The sequence below is a fragment of the Pseudoalteromonas rubra genome, assembly GCF_005887115.1.
GTDB classification, from domain to species: domain Bacteria; phylum Pseudomonadota; class Gammaproteobacteria; order Enterobacterales; family Alteromonadaceae; genus Pseudoalteromonas; species Pseudoalteromonas rubra_F.
This window is the reverse complement of the sequence record NZ_PNCJ01000005.1, coordinates 51,173-68,043: the sequence shown is the minus strand read 5'-3', so window position 1 is coordinate 68,043 and position 16,871 is coordinate 51,173. Positions and strand designations below refer to the sequence as shown.

The window sequence follows — 16,871 nt, the reverse complement described above, 5'->3', positions numbered from 1 at the left end:
TCAGCCACACCGATTCATTTGTATAATGGGTTAAATTAATTGGTTCGATTGAAAAAATGGAACAAACACTTTGTCAGATGCGTATTGCACTCTGACGATGATGTTTTTCAAGGTAGTATGAATTACTCAAAAGTAAAACTGTACGAAAGGGAAGTTGACCAGCTGCTGATGAGCGAGGCGTTGTACCAATCAACTTAATTAAGTATTCAGGGGAAGGGTGAGTGTTACCCTAAGTCCGCCCAGTTCACTGTGCGATAAGGACAGTGTGCCCTGATGTAATTCGGTGAGTTTCTGACAGATAGAGAGTCCGAGTCCTGAACCACCAAGGTCACGACTGCGAGATTTATCGCACCGATAAAGGCGTTCGGTGAGGCGAGGCAGGTCCTCATCACTGACGCCGGGACTGGAGTCGTCAAAGTGGCACACCAACAGGCTCTCTTGTCGGGCTATTATCACGCTGACGCGTCCTGGCTTGTTGCTGTAATGACAGCTGTTGCGTGCCAGATTATTGAAAATCTGATGCATCCGGTTGCTGTCGCAGACAATGAGGTCGGTGTCTGCCAGACGGTTGTCTGTCGTCAGAGTTAAGTCATCTTGTTCTATTAAGGGTTTGATACTGCTGAGTAATTCATCAAATAGCACGCGCGCTGGCCTGGTCTGCAAATCGAGTTGTAAACTATGGGTATCTGCCTGCGCCAGCTCATAAATATCGGCGATAAGTGTGTTGAGCATTGACAGGCGACTTTGCATCAACTGATAGGTGGCATCCGGATCAGTAATCAAATTGTGTTGCAGCGCCTCAATATTGAGCTTAAGCACGGTCAGGGGCGTTCGCAGCTCATGTGATACATCCGCAAGCAGCTGCTGTTTGAGTGTCAGTGCCTGATTCAGCACTGTGGCTTCTTTCTCCATCACTTTGCGTTTTTTCAGATGATACAGGTAAAACATCAGGAAAAAGTTCAGCAGCACGATGATGGCGGCTGCGAGCACAACACTCTGCATTCTGCTCTGACGCTTTTGTTCATCTAGTCCACTTTGCAGCTGGTTGACTTTGAGTGTTTCTAAATTGAGCTCGGCATCGCGCTTTTTCGCTGCCAGCCGGGTCAGTCTGGATTGCTCTGTTTGTTGTTTGAGCAGTGTAGTGGCATGTGTCTGATAGGTCAGGGCTGCTTTAAAGTTCTGCTGTTGCTGATGAGCAAACGCCAGCACTTTGGCTGCCTCAATCATAGTATCAGTTGCACTAGCGGTGAAATAAGGCGTCAGTTGTTCAATGGCCTGAACAGGGCTTTGATGGCTCAAAGCGCTGGCATACCAGACGAGATTGTTCAGGTACAGGGCTCGGCTGGTGTCTGGGTTGATTAATGCCAGACCCTGGCCAATTAAACTGGCCGCCTGTGGGTAATCTGCTTTGGCTAATTGCACACGACCTAAGCCGGCAATGGCCCAGCCGAGGTTGCGCTTATGGTTAATTTCCTCGTTGAGTGTTTTGGCTTGCTCAAACGCTTTTTCCGCGGCATCCAGGTCATTCAGTTGCAAATATTGTTCTGCGATCCGGATCTGATTCTGCCCCATATAGAGGCGATCGTTGACTTGTGCATCAAAGCTGTAGGATTGTAAAAATCCATCCAGTGCCGCCTGATGATCGCCAAAATCAACGAATATATCAGCAAGGCCATAGTACGTGGCTGACAACATGGCCGGGTCTGGGGTTGCTTGCTTCTTAAGCCAGGTGAGCTGGTCCTGACGACTCTCCAGCGCTCTGTCTAACTGGCCAAAGAGCTTATATATGCGGGCTTCGGTATCAAATGCAGCATTGTGCAGTGGAATGTTGTTGTCTAATTCAGCATAGTGCTTGGCGAGTGTGATATGTTCAATTGCATTTAGGTCTGGGCTGCCTTTTGCGACGGCATTGGCGACCATGCGATGGGCATGACTGAGCATGCGCCAGTCCTGAGTGCGCGAAAAGAACTCGCTGGCTTTCAGAAAGTGCGTTTGAGCGGTTTGGCTGTCGCTCAGGCGATATGCCAGGTCACCGCGTACCCAGTGATATTTCCCCAGCATAGAGTTATCAGGGTGGGCGGTTAAATGCGACTCTAACGCATCCAACCTGATCTGAGCGCGGTCATAATCGTCGAGCCGCACCAGATGCAAAGCGGTTCTGTGCAGGACAAAGGTGCGTTGCTCTGGGGTCAGAGTAGATTCTGCGAGGAGCGCTTCGCCTTCTTCAAGTGCTGTGCGGAAGTCTTTTTTCCCTTTTAATGGAAACTGTTGCGCATAGGATGCAAAATCCGCGCTGTGTGAGACTGAGGGCCAGAGTGCACAAAGTTGAGCAGCAAAGGTTAAGGCGAATAAGTTCTTCAAAGTTAACGTCCGATAGTGTGACGTTAAATTTTATGTGTTATCGGAATAAACGCCTATCCAACTTTTCTATTAAATTGAATAATCCTTATTAGCACCCGCTTCATTCTGATGCCTAAACTGACCTGGGGGCATGCCATGCCACTGACTAAATGCCCGGATAAACGTATTGGCGTCACTAAAGCCGAGTAAAAAGGCGATCTCTTGCAACGACATACTGGAGCGGCGCAGATATTGGCGGGCCAGATCAGAGCGCAATGTGCTTAACAAAGACTGAAAGTTGGCAGATTCACCATCCAGTTTGCGCTGTAAAGTACGCTTGCTAATCGCCAGTTTTCCGGCTACCTGCTCGGCACTCACCTGCCCTGATGGCAATAGCTCCATCAGCAGGGCTTTGACTTTCTGCGTCATACTGGCAGAGGCATCGAGCTCAGCCAGTCGACGAGCAAGATCATTTTCAAAGAACGACCACATGGCGGCGTTTTCAGTCAGAAATGGACGCTGTGCATCCTCCGTGCTGAAGCGCAGTGCAACCTGGTGGCTGAGTGTAAGTTCGATGCCAAAATACTCATTAAATTCTGTGGCGTTGTCGGGAAGCTGTGTAACGTATAACGCACTGGGTATGATTTGAGTGCGGGTTGCAAGACGGGCGAGTTGGGTGAAAAATGCCAGCTCACACAGTTCAACCGATTTAGGTAAAGGCTTATCGTAGCCATAACAATCCAGGCTGAGTAATAAGCCCTGAGCGTCTTCATGAACATCCAGGGTAAGCGGTCCAATCAGCGGTTTATAACTGCTGAGACGACGCATCGCTGCACTCAGGTTGGCACTACAAAGACAAGCGAAAATGGCCGGATCGAAGGCCTCAACGTTGAGATGTTGTGCCAGTTTAAGTGGCAGCGTTTCACCAATTTGCCCTTCCATGGCGTGCCACAGGTCAAAATACTGTGCGGCGCTCAATGACGTGGGCAAGCTCTGCCACAGGTCGGCTGGTAATTGTGCCTGCTTTAACAGTTGCTCCTGATCCAGACCAAGATCTTTAAACAAGATCAGGCAATGGGGCGACAGGGTAAATTTGGAGGTACGCTTCATTACTTTTCCATTGTGCGGCGAGACATAGACAATACCAGAGAGCGAGGTAACAGAGGTACTATCCAGTTTAGCAAGAAGTTTAACACAGGCTCATTAAACGCCAATAGTTTGCCTTTTTGCATGGCCTGATAACCACATTTGGCCACAGAGGTAGCGCTTTTACCTTGCTTGAATACTGCCAGCTCTTCCAGGTTGCCTGTCTTGGCAAACTCCGTGGCTACGGCACCCGGGCATAGCGCTGTGACGCTGATCCCCTGCTCCTTCAGCTCTTCTGCCAGGGCTTGAGAAAACGAGGTAACAAAAGCTTTGGTTGCATAATAAGTGGCTTGTAGCGGGCCCGGGATAAACGATGCGGTGGAAGACACGTTAAGGATTTTGCCGCTTTTACGCGCCGTCATGTCCTGAACAAACAAGTGAGTTAGCGCAATCAGGCTACTGATGTTCACCTGGATCATTTCGAGGTCCGCTTGCAGTTCACGTTCATGAAAAAAGCCATGGCCACCGAAGCCGGCATTGTTGATCAGGATATCGACTTCAATCCCCTGCTGCCTGGTTGCTGTGTAAATCTGTTGTGCTGAGTCAGGATCAGTCAGGTCGGCAGTAATAACACAGGCGTTGACACCATAAGCTTGCTCCAGTTCATTTTTCAGCGTATTGAGTTTACCTTCTGAGCGGGCAACCAGAACCAGATCGCCTCCTTGCTGAGCATGTAAGCGAGCGAGTTCCAAACCAATACCTGAAGACGCGCCTGTAATGAGTGCTGTGTTTGTGTAAGTCATGATGTCACCTTGTTACCTGAGTTGATGATGCCATTGTAGAAGCTGACATCAAGAAGTGCACTGGCAAAAGGTGACGCTTTACTTGCAAAAAGTGTCGTTCTTTTTCTAATAATGTGGACTGGTATTACATCGCACTAGTCGCGAATGTTGACCTCGCCCCGGACTTTTTCAATGCGCTGGCCACCCGAAGTGTCACCTGTGATGGTGAGGCCACCTGCTTCAATCACTTCGATGTCGCCAGAGTCATCATCTATGGTAACGTGGCCTTTGATGTTTTGTACTACCAGGTTACCACTGCCATCGTTTATGTTGGCACTACCCTGTAAGTTCTGAACTCTGATAAAGCCGGAGTCATCGCGTAAGTCCAGCGAGTTGCCGCCACGGATCTCGAGATTACCGGAACCATCGACTATGGTCAGGTCGCCACTGAGATCGGTCAGGCTAATGTTGCCCGAGTCATCGTCCAGATTAAGCGCGCGGCCACCAATGATTTGCAGGTCGCCCGAGCCATCTTCGATGTCCATATCACCACGTATGTCAGTGATATAAATCTGTCCTGAACCATCGTCGAGTTTTAGCTGACTGCCGCCCTGAATACTGATGTCACCAGAGCCATCTTCGATATCCAGCATGCCGCTGACACCACGGATAAGCATTTGTCCTGAGCCATCATCAATTTTGACATTGGCTGCGCCATTGATACTGATGTCCCCGGAACCGTCTTCCAGCTCAATATCACCTGTCATTCCTGTAATGGCAATGTCACCAGAGCTATCGTCAATATCCAATGCCAGGTGTTTAGGCACACGAACAGTGAGATCGATTCTGGGGCTATTGCCGCTGTACCAGACAATGCCAACTCGGGTGTTTTGTTTTGCGACCAGCCGAGCGTTATTGCCGTCCTGTTCAAGACTGAGCTGATAGCTATGCTCTTTGTCGGTTAGAATCTTGGCATCGACTTCAATGTGTGTAAGGTTCTCGTCACCAACGATATCCAGTGAACCTGCACTGGTATCTGCGACCAGGCTGGAGAGGTGTGCTGCATCCAGTGTCAGGCTTTTTTGCAGCTCTACATCCGCTACTGTTTTGCTGTGGCCATCAATATGGATCACACAACCACTGAGTGCTAATGCTGCGAATAAAGGAGAGAGTGTTTTTATCATGGTGAGTTTCCATTTTGTTCTTTTTGATATGTACAGGAGTTAGCAAAACAAGTGCCAAAGAGGTAAAGTTTAATAATATCATGTTGTTACATAATAATGTGGGCCTTGGCGCTAGACGTATAGTGACTTACTTTAGTTAAATTGACCAAATATTAGTGTAACTAATTATGTGTGTTGTTTGAGTATGTCACTGAATTGTCAATTATTGCATCTAGCATTGGACGTGTACCGAGTGACTTTCTTTGATGAGCAGACGAATGTTACAGTCGATAGTAACCCGGCCGACACAGGACAATACGAGTGATAAACAGGTGCCGGCAAGAATCCCGGATTGCGCCTTGTTTCTCGGAGTCGGGGCGGCCAGTGCAGCGGAACTTGGAAATTCAGCGTGTGTTATCTGTTGTAATGATTCCCCCTGGTTACTGATCGACTGCGGTCACGATACCCTGTTGCGATTCAAGCGGGTTTTTGGCAGTCAGCCCCTTCCTCAGGCGGTATTTATTACGCACCTGCATTACGATCATATTGGCGGGCTGGAACAGCTCTACTTTAAAGCGGCATTGAGTGAGCAAAAAGTTCGCTTGTATGTGCCCGTGCAACTTATTCAGTCATTGTGTGCCATGCTTGCGTATACTGGGCTGGCAGAGCAACGTGAAGATATCTGGCACACCTTTGAGTTACATCCGGTTGGTGAGTACTTTTTTCATCAGCAGGTCCGGTTAAATTGTTACCCGGTGCGTCATCAGGCGCCTGGCAGCGCTTTCTCCCTGCATCTTCCCGGACGGTTTTTCTATAGTGGCGATACCCGACCCATCCCTGAACTATTAATACACCAGATAGGTCAGGGAGAGATCATATTTCACGACTGTGTGGCGTCGGGCAACCCAAGTCATGCCGGTCTGGATGAGCTATTAAGAGAATATCCGCCAGCCATACTGGCCAGGTTATGCGCATACCACTATCACGGGGAGGACGACGTACGTGCGTTTGAAAGCGCAGGTATTGGGTATGCCAAACCACAGCAAATTATTCCTTTTTGTTAAGCCCCTTTACAGAGCGCACCCTGGTCAGTTCGACTAATACGGATCTCAGCCAACATTTCCTCTTCCTCCTCATCAAAGCCGGTTTCAATGAACCCAAAACTGGCATAAAAGTCCTTTGCGACTGGGTTGTCTGGCACGTAACAGATGGCGATTTCTGTTACTTCCGGGAGGCTACGGATCTCCTCCAGTGCGGCACTAAGGGCTTGTCTGCCTATGCCCTGCTGCTGATAGGCTTTGTCTACCATTAATCGCCAGATTGAGACCCGGTGAGGCTTTTCAAATACCCACATGATAAGGCCGACCTGCTCACCCCGATAATTGATTGCGCGTATCTCATATTCCGGGTTATAGGCCGCTTCCAGCAGGGTCCAGTCGTTGGGTGCCACCAGTGGCTTTTGCTTTTCGTGTAGTTGCAGATCACTCAGGTGCTCAAAATTTTCATGCCAAATGGTACTCAGAAACACCTCCGGGTGTTGAGATGTCCGATGCCATTCCATCAGGCAGGCATTGTCGTTCCAGCGTCCTTTGAATTCAAATGAGAGTTGGCTGAGAAGTGCTCTCATTCGCTCATTACCTTGCACATAGACAGCGGAAATGACCTGGCAATCCGACTTAGCTTGGAGTTGGGTAAGTAATGCCCGCAAAGCCTGAGTTGCAAATCCCTGGCGTCGATAACGCTTGTCTATGAGCAGTTGCGTGATTGTATATTCATGTTTGGTGCCTTCGGGTTCCATGGGATGATATTGCATAAACCCGACCAGTGTTTGCTGATGATAGATGAGCAGGTTGCGGTAATATGGAAAGAATACCGACTCGGCGAGCGCTTCGGCTGGTGAGGCAATATAGTTCAGGTCTTCACTGAGCAGTTGCAGCGCAAATACGTCACTGTAGTTGTCTTTAGTGGCTGATTTTAGTGTGATCATGGCGACTCCTTTTTTCCTTATATAGGTCCGTGTTGGCAAAATCCAAGCCATTTGTGTGTTTTTTAATGCTCTCTGTAGGTGATGCGTAAGTGTTTGGTTTGCAATAATATCTTTTATTACTACGAGATTTAGTGACATTAATAGGATAATAATTGCACTATTTCCTGGTCTTTTGGGTAATTTTTTGCTATCAATGTTACTACTTTTGGTTGTATTGCTTGCTCTCTTATTAATACTTTTGTGGTTTTTAAGAGTTAGAGAAAGAAGCGGGGGGTTAATCATGTTGTTTTCTCAGTCAGGTCGCACAAGTCATAATCAGTGTTCTTTATTTTTCATCACGATTGCCACCGTCATTCTGTTAGCTATTACTCTGTTACTCGCCTAGCTGGTCGACATCCATGGATGGCCAACACGGCTTGGCTTAATGACTTAAACATATAAAGCATTGTGCTCGTTAATCATATGCTGCAACTTGTTTCATCACTACAATATCTGAATATATTTAGTTATATTTCCCGCAAAATACGTTAAAATACGCCTTTACGATGTTGTGCAGGTCCTGTCCCTTAGTCTGGCATGCCATAATGCAAAAGGGCGCAGAACTGTGCTCGGAATGTAACCGCTCTGTTCAAAGGAAAATTATGCAACTAGTTGATTTAAAAAACGATGATCCCAGTGTGAGAGAACTATTTGCAGAAATTGACCGACTTATGAATACCCTCTATCCCATTGCCAGTGACCAATCTCTGGCATTGGAAGAGCTCAATCAACCTAATGTCCGGGCTGTTGGCCTTCGCAACGAAGAAGGGATTGTGGCTTGTGGCGCTATAGTCAAGCAATTCGACAAAACCTTGTACGGTGAAATTAAGCGTCTGTATGTTAAACCTCAGTATCGCGGCAAGGGATTGTCCAAACGTATCATGCAAATCCTGCTGCATTATGCCGGCGATGCGCAAATCCCCCTGATCCGTCTGGAGACCGGGGTTAAGCAAGAAAAAGCTATTAACCTCTATGAAAGCCTGGGGTTTGAGCGTTGCGAACGATTTGGTTTGTACCGTGACAATCCACTCAGTGTGTTTATGTCCTTGTCGCTAAACAAAGAATCAAACGAGTAGTGTTGAAATCCCGGTTCCTCCAGTCGATTTTATCGCCATCTTAGGCTAGATTTTTAATCTGACAATCGCGAAGTTAAGGAGGAGCGGGTGAAAATTCTGGTTGTCGATGACATGACCTCAATGCGCCACGTGATGATAGGTATGCTGCGTCGACTTGGTTTTACAGACATAGATGAAGCCACCGATGGTTTGCGTGCTCTGCAGTTGTTGAGCAATAAAGACTATGATCTGGTGATATCAGATCTGAACATGCCACATATGGATGGATTAGCACTCCTTAATGAAATTCGTTCCAGGCCTGAGCTTAAAAACCTCAGGTTGGTTATGGTAACTTGTGAAAATGGTCGCGAACGTGTGCAGCAGGTGCTACTGCATAAGGTTGATGGTTTTATTATCAAACCCTTCTGTCTTGCCACATTAGAAAAGCACTTAAAGCGTATCACAGCACTTGCGATTAGCAATTAGCAAGTTATTCCTAGCTCTCTGATAAGTATAAAAAGCCCCATTTATTGGGGCTTTTTCAGTGCTAATTATTTATCCGAAGTAACCGGGAAGCCTCGGTCCAGCATCAGGGCTTCTACTGCAGCATCGCGACCGCGGAACTTGCGATAGGCTTCTGCCGGGTCCATAGCGTTACGAACAGAGAACAGGTAGTTCACCAGGCGTTGTGCAACCTCTTCATCGTAAAAACCACCAGGCGCACTGGCAAATGCTTGTGCTGCGTCTGATGTCAGTACTTCTGCCCACAGGTAACCATAATAACCGGCTGAATAACCTTCACCGGAGAAAACGTGGCCAAAATGGGTGGTACGGTGGCGCATCACAATTTCGGATGGCATGCCAATCGCCGCCAGCTGAGTTTTTTCGAATTCAACCGGATCGCCAATTTTAGCAGGATCTGTGGTGTGGAACTTCATGTCCATGATGGCAGATGCCAGATATTCAGTGGTGGCGAAGCCCTGGTTGAAGTTGGCTGCCTGTTTGATTTTGTTTACCAAAGATTTTGGCATTGGTTTGCCCGTCTCATGGTGTACCAGGAAGCGATCAATCACCTCATCGGTCACTAGCCAACGCTCTAACAGCTGAGACTGGAATTCCGTGTAATCACGCACACCTGAGTTTGAACCAGGGTATTTCACTTTAGAAGACAAAGAGTGCAACGCGTGACCAAACTCGTGGAAGTAGGTCTCAGCATCATTCCATGAGATTAGACTAGCCTGACCCTCTGGTGCTTTCACAAAGTTAGAGTTGTTTGAGCTGAGTACATTGGTTTTGCCATCAAACGTGGTGTGACTACGGTAGGACGTTGCCCATGCACCAGAGCGCTTACCCTGACGTGCAAACGGGTCGAGATACCATAAACCGATATGTTCGCCGCTGGTTTTGTCGGTTACTTCCCAAACACGTACATCTTCATGGAAGACAGGCACTGAACCTTCTGGTACTTCGGTAAACTCGAAGTTGAACAGGCGTCCGGCAACGTAGAACATAGCCTCACGCAGCTTATCCAGTTGCAGGTATTGCTTTACTTCGTTGGAATCGAGATCATACTTGGCTTTACGTACTTTCTCTGAGTAGAAACGATAGTCCCATGGTTCAATCTTGATGTTTGCGCCTTCTTGGTCTGCCAGTGCCTGCATGTCCGCAACTTCTTCTTTCACGCGAGCGATCGCAGCCGGCCAGACTTTGTTCATCAACTCCATGGCGTTCTTAGGATCTTTGGCCATACGATCTTCCAGACGCCATTGTGCGTAGTTCTCATACCCCAGCAGCTGCACGCGTTCATGACGCAGAGTCAGAATTTCATTGATGATGGCTTTGTTATTGTGTTCACCCGCATTGTTACCGCGGCTATAGTAGTTTTGCCAAACCTGTTTACGTAACTCACGTTCTGTGGAGTACATCAGGAATGGGTCCATAGATGAACGGGTGTTGGTGACAGCGTACATGCCAGGCTTACCACGTTCTTCAGCAGCAGCCGCCGCAGATGTGATGTATGACTCAGGCAGACCAGAAAGCTGATCTTTTGTCAGGTACACCACGTAGCCTTCTTCATCGGCCAGTACGTTATTAGCGAAATCGGCATGCAGCTTTGACAATGCCAGATTAATCTCGGCGTAGCGTTTTGCTTCTTCTCCTTCGAGTGTCGCACCATTACGGGCAAAGCTGTTGTACTGTAACCAGGTAATACGTTGTTCTTCAGCTGTGAGCTTTTTAAATTCAGGGCTCTCGTACACTGTTTTTACACGTTCAAACAGGGCTTTATTTTGGGTGATTTTAGAACGGTATTTGGCAAACTTTGCCATCAGACCACCCTGCATCTGACGAAACTCTGGCGATGAGTTATTCGCGCTCCAGATACCGAAGTAGGTAAAAAGGCGATCCAGTGCAGCACCTGAACGTTCCATTGCCACAATGGTGTTCTCAAATGTTGCAGGGGCAGTGTTGCCTGCAATCTGATCAATTTCACTCAGGTGATCTGCCAGCGCGATATCCAATGCTGGCTCAAGGTCTTTCAGTTGGACTTTATCAAACTGAGGCACGCCCTGGTAAGGACCTGAAAAAGGTTGCAATAGTGGATTTTGGTATTGTTTTTCGGCGATTGCAGGTGCTGCTGAGCTGTTTTCTTGTGTGCTGCTGCACCCTGCCAGTCCGATCATGACGGCTGCGCTGAGTAGTGTTAGTTTCATTTTCAACATAGTTGGCTTTCGCTTGTTGGTATTTTAGTGTCAGCATACTAAAAGACTATTTCATCAAAGTGCAATAAGGATTCGATTAATAGCCAAAATCAAAGTGTAAAAAGATATGAATGGCTAAGATCTGCGCTAAACTAAGAGAGCTCAAAAACTTCCTTATTCTGGATCATTCAATGGAAATCGGTATCTTTATTTACGATGGCGTTGAGGTGCTAGACTTTAGCGGCCCATTTGAAGTGTTCAGTACGGCAGCACGTTTTGTCGACGAGCCCGTAAACATTAGCCTTATCGCTCCCAGCCATGCGCCGGTCAGTTGTCGTGGCGGCCTGTCTGTGAACCCGCACTACAGCATCCATGGTCATCCCCGATTTGATTTATTGGTTGTTGCAGGGGGGCAACATCAGCATGTCGTTAACAACACGTCAGTGCTGGCATGGCTGGCTGAAACCGCGACCCACACGCGACGATGTGCGTCTATTTGTACCGGGGTGTTTTTGTTCGCCGAAGCAGGCCTGATTGACGGCAAGTCTGTAACCACGCATTGGGATGACGTGGATCTGTTACAAACACAATACCCACACTTGAAAGTGCTTAAGGATACACGGTTTGTTATGGATCAGAATTTTACCAGCTCAGCTGGGATATCGGCAGGAATAGACATGAGTCTTGAGCTGGTCAAGCTTCACTTTGGCAAGAAACTGGCGGAAAAAACCGCCCGGCAGATGGACTATAACTGGCTTTAGGACATCATTGACATAGTGGCGTCGTACAGCCAGTGGATAACCGGGCCTTTGGCTTTGTCTCTGCGCCTGACCAGGCCCATATCTACTGTCAAAGAGCCTGGAATATTGCGCGTTGATAAAGTGGTTACGGCTTCATTAAACCAATGTGATTTAACCACATGTTCAGGCACCATTGCCCAGCCAATGCCCCTGAGTACCAAGCCTACTATGTAGTAATAACTGTCGATGTGCCAGTGGTGCGAGGAGATCGCCTGAGACTGGTTGTTACCAATACGGTCGCGGATCACCAGCTGTCGATGTTGATTGAGCTGTTCCACGGTCGGGCATGGACAGGATGCCAGGGGATGAGTAGGCGCCACTATCAACCTCTGTTCAAAGCGCCCCAGCGGAGTAAAATCCAGATTCTGAGAAAGGGGCTTTTGATGAAATAAAATCCCCAGTTCGGCTTTTTGTTCTTCGACCCATTCGGCAATATCATCTTGTGAGCCGTTTAATATCGATAGCTTTAACAAGGGAAATTGATGTGATAGCCGTTCAAACATGGTTTCGAAAGCATTGATAGGAACGGCTTCATCCATGGCGACAGTCAGCGAGACTTCTTCTCCACAGCTCATTGAGAGTGCTCTGGACTGCAGCCTTTGACATTGCATCAGCACGGCCTCTGCTTCTGCAAACAAGTCATGCCCGGCAGTATTTAATATCGGCAGTCTCGAAGAGCGGTCGAACAACTCAAAGCCCAGATCGGTTTCGAGATTGGCGATGGCTGTACTGATACGCGATTGTGCTTTGCCCAGTTTCCGGGCTGCGGCAGAAAAAGAGCCGGTTCTGACGGCTGTGACAAAGGCTTCCAGTTGGTCGAGTGTCCAGTGCATAGGGTGCTCCAAAGTATCCGAAAAGCGGATGGTAACTAACTTTAACTCATCCGTTAAAAAAGCATAATAGCGGGTATTCGCAGTGAGTGGGGAATTTTATGCAAACACGTGATGCCGAGCTGCCAGTGCTCGGTCAAGATCAAAAAGGGTCCGCTGAACCACACAATGAGTCAGTTGCCAGAGCTTTCTGGCGTTATACTATCCCGGCCGTGGCGGCGATGATGGTAAATGGCTTATATCAGGTTGTGGATGGGGTCTTTGTGGGCCATTTTATCGGCTCCGATGGACTTGCAGCCGTTAATATTGCCTGGCCTGTGGTGGGGTTGATTGCGGGACTTGGCACCCTGGTTGGGATTGGCGCGGGGAGCTTGTTGTCTATGTTTCGCGGTGCGAAAGATGCAGTACAGGCGCAAGCTGTGTTGACGACCAGTGTTTGGCTACTGCTGATACTGGCTGCAACCACGAGTTTGGCGCTGTATGCCAGCGGCACCCTACTGTTGGATTTACAGGGCGCCAGTGGTGATGTGCTCAGGTTTGGGCACAGTTATCTGTCGGTATTTGGCTGGGGGGCTGTGGCAACCATGGCCGCGGGGGCTTTGCCCATGCTTATTCGCAATGATGGCAGTCCGGGGGTCGCCACGCGCTTACTGATCTTTGGCGCAGTCATTAATATTGTTCTGGATTACGTTTTTATCGTGCTGTTGCAGTGGCAGCTTGCCGGTGCCGCCTGGGCAAGTGTGGTATCACAGTCTCTGGTTGGGGTGTTGGCTCTACGCTATTTTTGTTCAGCAAAAGCGGGTGTTAAGTTGACGGCTGCCAGCCTGAGGTTTTGTTTCAATCTGGCCGGGCGCACCCTGGTACAGGGGGCATCCGGGCTTGTGATGTTCCTTTATTTTGCCTTTATTACTGCGTTACATAACAAACAGTTGCTGATGTATGGTGAGCCCCTGCATGTCGCGGCATTTGCGCTGATTGGCTACATTGGTGTGATTTACTACTTTTTTGCTGAGGGAGTTGCCAGTGGGATGCAACCGCCGATCAGTTACTATTACGGGGCGGGGCAGATAGAGAGAATTAGCGCAACATTGAAGCTGGCTTGTCAGGTTAGCCTGTCGGTTGGGCTTGTCATCGTGTTGTGTCTGAATCTGTTCCCGGAATGCATTGTATCGCTTTTTTCTCAGGAGAAAGCTCTGCTCAATGAGGCACAAAAAGGCGCCCGTCTGCACCTTTCTATGGTTTTTCTGGACGGGTTTATATTCCTCGCGGCGATGTATTATGTGGCGTTGGATCAGGGGGCGAAGTCTTTATTGATTTCGCTTGGGAACATGGCCATTCAGGTGCCTTTTTTGTTCTTCTTGCCTGAGTATTTAGGTGTTGATGGGGTGTGGCTGTCTGTACCTGTGTCTAACCTGGTCCTGACATTGATTGTTGCTCCTATGCTGTGGCGTGATGTAGCACGGTTGCGACATGGCAGGGCTCTCAGCCAAAGCCAGCATTAAAAAGGGGGTGGCAACCCCCTTTACATCTTTAAACTAATCGCTTTACAGGCACGTACTGTCTGGCTGTGACCAGGCTGATAGCGACTAAGGTAGCGATTACGCTACAGAAGCTTATCGCAACCAGCATGAGGTCGGGTGAAAACGCCATCAAGGTGTTCAGCCAGGGCCATGCAAATGCCAGGACGACTCCTGCAAGCAAAACACTGAGCAGTGCGGGTTGCAGAAAAGCGTAAAGCCGTGCGACAAGTACCTGACGACGTTTTGCACCTAGCATGAGATGTACTTTGACAACCCCTTGTTGAAGGTATGCGGCGTAACTTTGCAAGCTGTAGACGCCATAAGCTGTAATGATTAGGATCAGCGCATTGATAAACATCAGTAACAGCGACGTGATGCGCCGATACTGATGCGCGTGTGTTATTTCATCTGCCAGCGCGCGCCATTGTGTCAGTACAAACTGCGGGTGTTGTTGTTGCAACAGCGTATTGAGTTGCGTTTTGCTCAATGTAAGTCCGGGCATCACTTTGACCAGCATATATGTGGCGCTGCCGTAATTGGGCAGGTAAAAGCGTGGTGGTGATACAGGCTTACCTGGTAGCTGCAAATCGTCGATAACTGCGATGATCCGCAGGGCATGCGCTCCATCAATATTAACGGTTTTGTCAATGACTTCGCCACCTAGCTGATGAGCGAATGTTTGATTGACGATCACCACTGGATTCTCATCCTCAATGTCCTCCCGGGTGAATGTGCGCCCAGCGACAAGGTGTTGGCCCAAAACCTCAAAGTAATCCTGGTCGACGTTGCGGTGAAAGGGCAGGTAGCTGACATCTTGCCACGGCGCGGTGATTTTAAACTGAAAGTCATCTTTAAGTGGCGAACGGGCGAAGCTGACTGATAACACGCCCGGCTCTTGCAGCAGTGTCTGCTTAAAGGCTTTGGCCATGGGGGCGTAGGCTGACCAGCCTTGCCAGTCCAGTGTGGCGACACTAAATTCTAGTTCGTAAACTTGGCTTGCATCGAAACCAAGGGGGTGGGTTAGCTGTTTGAGGCTATCCCAGACAAGCTGAGAACAGGCTAACAGGGTCAACGACACCAGCAAAACCTGCGAGGCAACAAAGCGCCTGATGGTTGCCTGTGACAGTTGCTGTGCCTGGCCCTTGCCGCTGCGTTTAAGGCTGTTTAACAGATTGGCGGGCCGACAATGGGCGCGACTTAGTTGCATGAACAAACCCAGAATTGCGCAGCCTAATACGCAGGCCAGTAGCACAACAGGAAAGGTTATCGTCAGGTGTTCACTCTGATAGATAAACTGTGATAGCCAGGCTGAACTCAGTGTAAGTACCAGAGTCGTTAGCCAGAGAGAGAGCATGATCGCAGGTGCGATCAACAAAATTAGCTGACACAGTAAGGTATTGCGAATAGTGCCGTATTTTGCGCCAACCGCGCTGCGTACAGCTAACTGATGGCGGCTTTGTAGTAACTGGAGCAAAAATAGCTGGGCCAGATTCAGGCTTGCCAGTAGCAGCAAGGCGAGGGTACAGGCAAATACAATCAGTATGATTGGGTGGTCGCCACGCAGTGCTCGGGTTAAGGTCTGCACCGTGAGTTGCGTTTGCCAATCTGCAAGCTGCGGGGGAGCATGAAGGGAAGCGCTTTCATTCACTGCACTTTGCAGATGTGTGAGCGCAATTTGCGTGGCATCAGAGCGGATCAGAACCCGAATATTTGGATCCGGGCTTTGCCAGTACCCCTTGTACTCGGAATTATTGTAGCGCCATGGGAGCCACAACTGTGGTTGCCAGCCTGCTTTGAATAGCTCGGGTGGTTGATAATTTTGACTGACTACGCCCCGAACAGGATGAATAACGCCGTTAATATTGATGTGTTGCCGCAAGATATCTGGTGTGCCACCAAAGGCTTCTTGCCATAACGCAAAGCTGATCACAGCCCCAGCTTGTTGCTCCTCTGGGGCCGCCATAAAATGATCTCCCTGCCCATGCACAAACTCAACTCCCAGCAGGGCTTGCCAGTCACCACTGAGATACGCTGTTTTTATTTTCTCTGTATATATCGACGTCAGTGGTACTTCTTCAGCATAGTAAAAAGCCAAAATTGGATCTGCTGGCAATGCTTTCTGTTGAGATAGATGCGGCTCGGTTAGTAGCTGAGATGTGGCAGGGTAAGGCCAGCCACTATCGTGGAGTTCGGTAGCTGAGCCCTGGCGTTGATGCTCAAGCTGGTAAATAGCACTGGGCTGCGGATAGGGCAGGGGTTTAAACCAGATATGGTACAGCAGGGCTGCAACACATAACACGGCGCTGAGTGTCAGCGTCAGCAAGACGAGCATACTTAAAGCCCAGCGAGGCTGTCGGCGCAGTTGCATGAGTGCTGGTTGTAAACAGGTAAACCAGATAAAGTCACGGTAGCACTGTGGCATAGCGGATATCCATTGAACGGTCAGTGATCAAGGCTTAGTCTACAGCAAAGATTGGTCCATAAAAATTGTATAACAATAACAAAAGGTTATATATTTAGTGCTGGATACAATTGCGAAACCGGACGGTTGGTCCGGAATTACCACTCCC

The 16,871-nt window shown here is 48.7% G+C and carries 13 protein-coding genes; 5 read left to right on the top strand and 8 right to left on the bottom strand.

The genetic code is table 11. The annotated features are described in order from the left end of the window. Positions 1 to 198: 198 nt before the first annotated feature. From CWB98_RS01290 to CWB98_RS01275, 4 genes are all read right to left on the bottom strand, one after another. Positions 199 to 2,361, bottom strand: a complete 2,163-nt coding sequence (locus CWB98_RS01290; protein WP_138543181.1) for an ATP-binding protein — start codon at positions 2,359 to 2,361, stop codon at positions 199 to 201. Positions 2,362 to 2,430: 69 nt separating this feature from the next. Continuing rightward, positions 2,431 to 3,450, bottom strand: coding sequence for an AraC family transcriptional regulator (locus CWB98_RS01285; RefSeq protein ID WP_138543180.1), 1,020 nt, complete (start codon positions 3,448 to 3,450; stop codon positions 2,431 to 2,433). Continuing rightward, positions 3,450 to 4,229, bottom strand: coding sequence for an SDR family NAD(P)-dependent oxidoreductase (locus tag CWB98_RS01280; protein ID WP_138543179.1), 780 nt, complete (start codon positions 4,227 to 4,229; stop codon positions 3,450 to 3,452). The genes CWB98_RS01285 and CWB98_RS01280 overlap by 1 nt, the downstream gene beginning before the upstream one ends. A gap of 134 nt (positions 4,230 to 4,363) precedes the next feature. Beyond that, positions 4,364 to 5,392, bottom strand: coding sequence for a DUF4097 family beta strand repeat-containing protein (locus tag CWB98_RS01275; RefSeq protein ID WP_138543178.1), 1,029 nt, complete (start codon positions 5,390 to 5,392; stop codon positions 4,364 to 4,366). Between the two features lie 257 nt (positions 5,393 to 5,649). On the opposite strand from CWB98_RS01275, the gene CWB98_RS01270 reads away from it, so the two are divergent. Continuing rightward, positions 5,650 to 6,435 (top strand): MBL fold metallo-hydrolase, encoded by a 786-nt coding sequence (locus tag CWB98_RS01270; protein WP_138543177.1) that lies wholly within the window; start codon positions 5,650 to 5,652, stop codon positions 6,433 to 6,435. On the opposite strand, the gene CWB98_RS24695 is transcribed toward CWB98_RS01270, so the two are convergent. Beyond that, complete coding sequence (locus CWB98_RS24695) at positions 6,432 to 7,358, bottom strand: GNAT family N-acetyltransferase (protein ID WP_171045555.1); 927 nt, start codon at positions 7,356 to 7,358, stop codon at positions 6,432 to 6,434. The genes CWB98_RS01270 and CWB98_RS24695 overlap by 4 nt on opposite strands. Positions 7,359 to 7,999: 641 nt before the next feature. Between CWB98_RS24695 and CWB98_RS01260 the strand changes: the two genes are divergently transcribed. Together CWB98_RS01260 and CWB98_RS01255 are read left to right on the top strand one after the other, a co-directional pair. Further along, positions 8,000 to 8,473, top strand: a complete 474-nt coding sequence (locus tag CWB98_RS01260; protein WP_138543175.1) for a GNAT family N-acetyltransferase — start codon at positions 8,000 to 8,002, stop codon at positions 8,471 to 8,473. Positions 8,474 to 8,560: 87 nt separating this feature from the next. Continuing rightward, the gene (locus CWB98_RS01255; RefSeq protein WP_138543174.1) at positions 8,561 to 8,938 is read left to right on the top strand and encodes a response regulator; all 378 of its coding nucleotides are present in this window, start codon (positions 8,561 to 8,563) and stop codon (positions 8,936 to 8,938) included. Positions 8,939 to 9,003: 65 nt separating this feature from the next. Here the strand turns inward: CWB98_RS01255 and CWB98_RS01250 are convergent, their stop codons facing one another. Continuing rightward, the gene (locus CWB98_RS01250; RefSeq protein WP_138543173.1) at positions 9,004 to 11,172 is read right to left on the bottom strand and encodes a M3 family metallopeptidase; all 2,169 of its coding nucleotides are present in this window, start codon (positions 11,170 to 11,172) and stop codon (positions 9,004 to 9,006) included. Between the two features lie 170 nt (positions 11,173 to 11,342). Between CWB98_RS01250 and CWB98_RS01245 the strand changes: the two genes are divergently transcribed. After that, a complete protein-coding gene (locus tag CWB98_RS01245; RefSeq protein WP_138543615.1) occupies positions 11,343 to 11,912 on the top strand; it encodes a DJ-1/PfpI family protein in 570 nt (189 codons plus the stop codon). Here the strand turns inward: CWB98_RS01245 and CWB98_RS01240 are convergent. Then, complete coding sequence (locus CWB98_RS01240) at positions 11,909 to 12,784, bottom strand: LysR family transcriptional regulator (RefSeq protein ID WP_138543172.1); 876 nt, start codon at positions 12,782 to 12,784, stop codon at positions 11,909 to 11,911. The two genes, CWB98_RS01245 and CWB98_RS01240, sit on opposite strands and share 4 nt — an antisense overlap. Positions 12,785 to 12,882: 98 nt before the next feature. Between CWB98_RS01240 and CWB98_RS01235 the strand changes: the two genes are divergently transcribed. Further along, complete coding sequence (locus tag CWB98_RS01235; protein ID WP_138543171.1) at positions 12,883 to 14,283, top strand: MATE family efflux transporter; 1,401 nt, start codon at positions 12,883 to 12,885, stop codon at positions 14,281 to 14,283. Between the two features lie 28 nt (positions 14,284 to 14,311). Here the strand turns inward: CWB98_RS01235 and CWB98_RS01230 are convergent, their stop codons facing one another. After that, positions 14,312 to 16,723: an ABC transporter permease gene (locus CWB98_RS01230; protein WP_138543170.1), complete on the bottom strand. Its 2,412-nt coding sequence runs from the start codon at positions 16,721 to 16,723 to the stop codon at positions 14,312 to 14,314. Between the last annotated feature and the right edge of the window lie 148 nt (positions 16,724 to 16,871).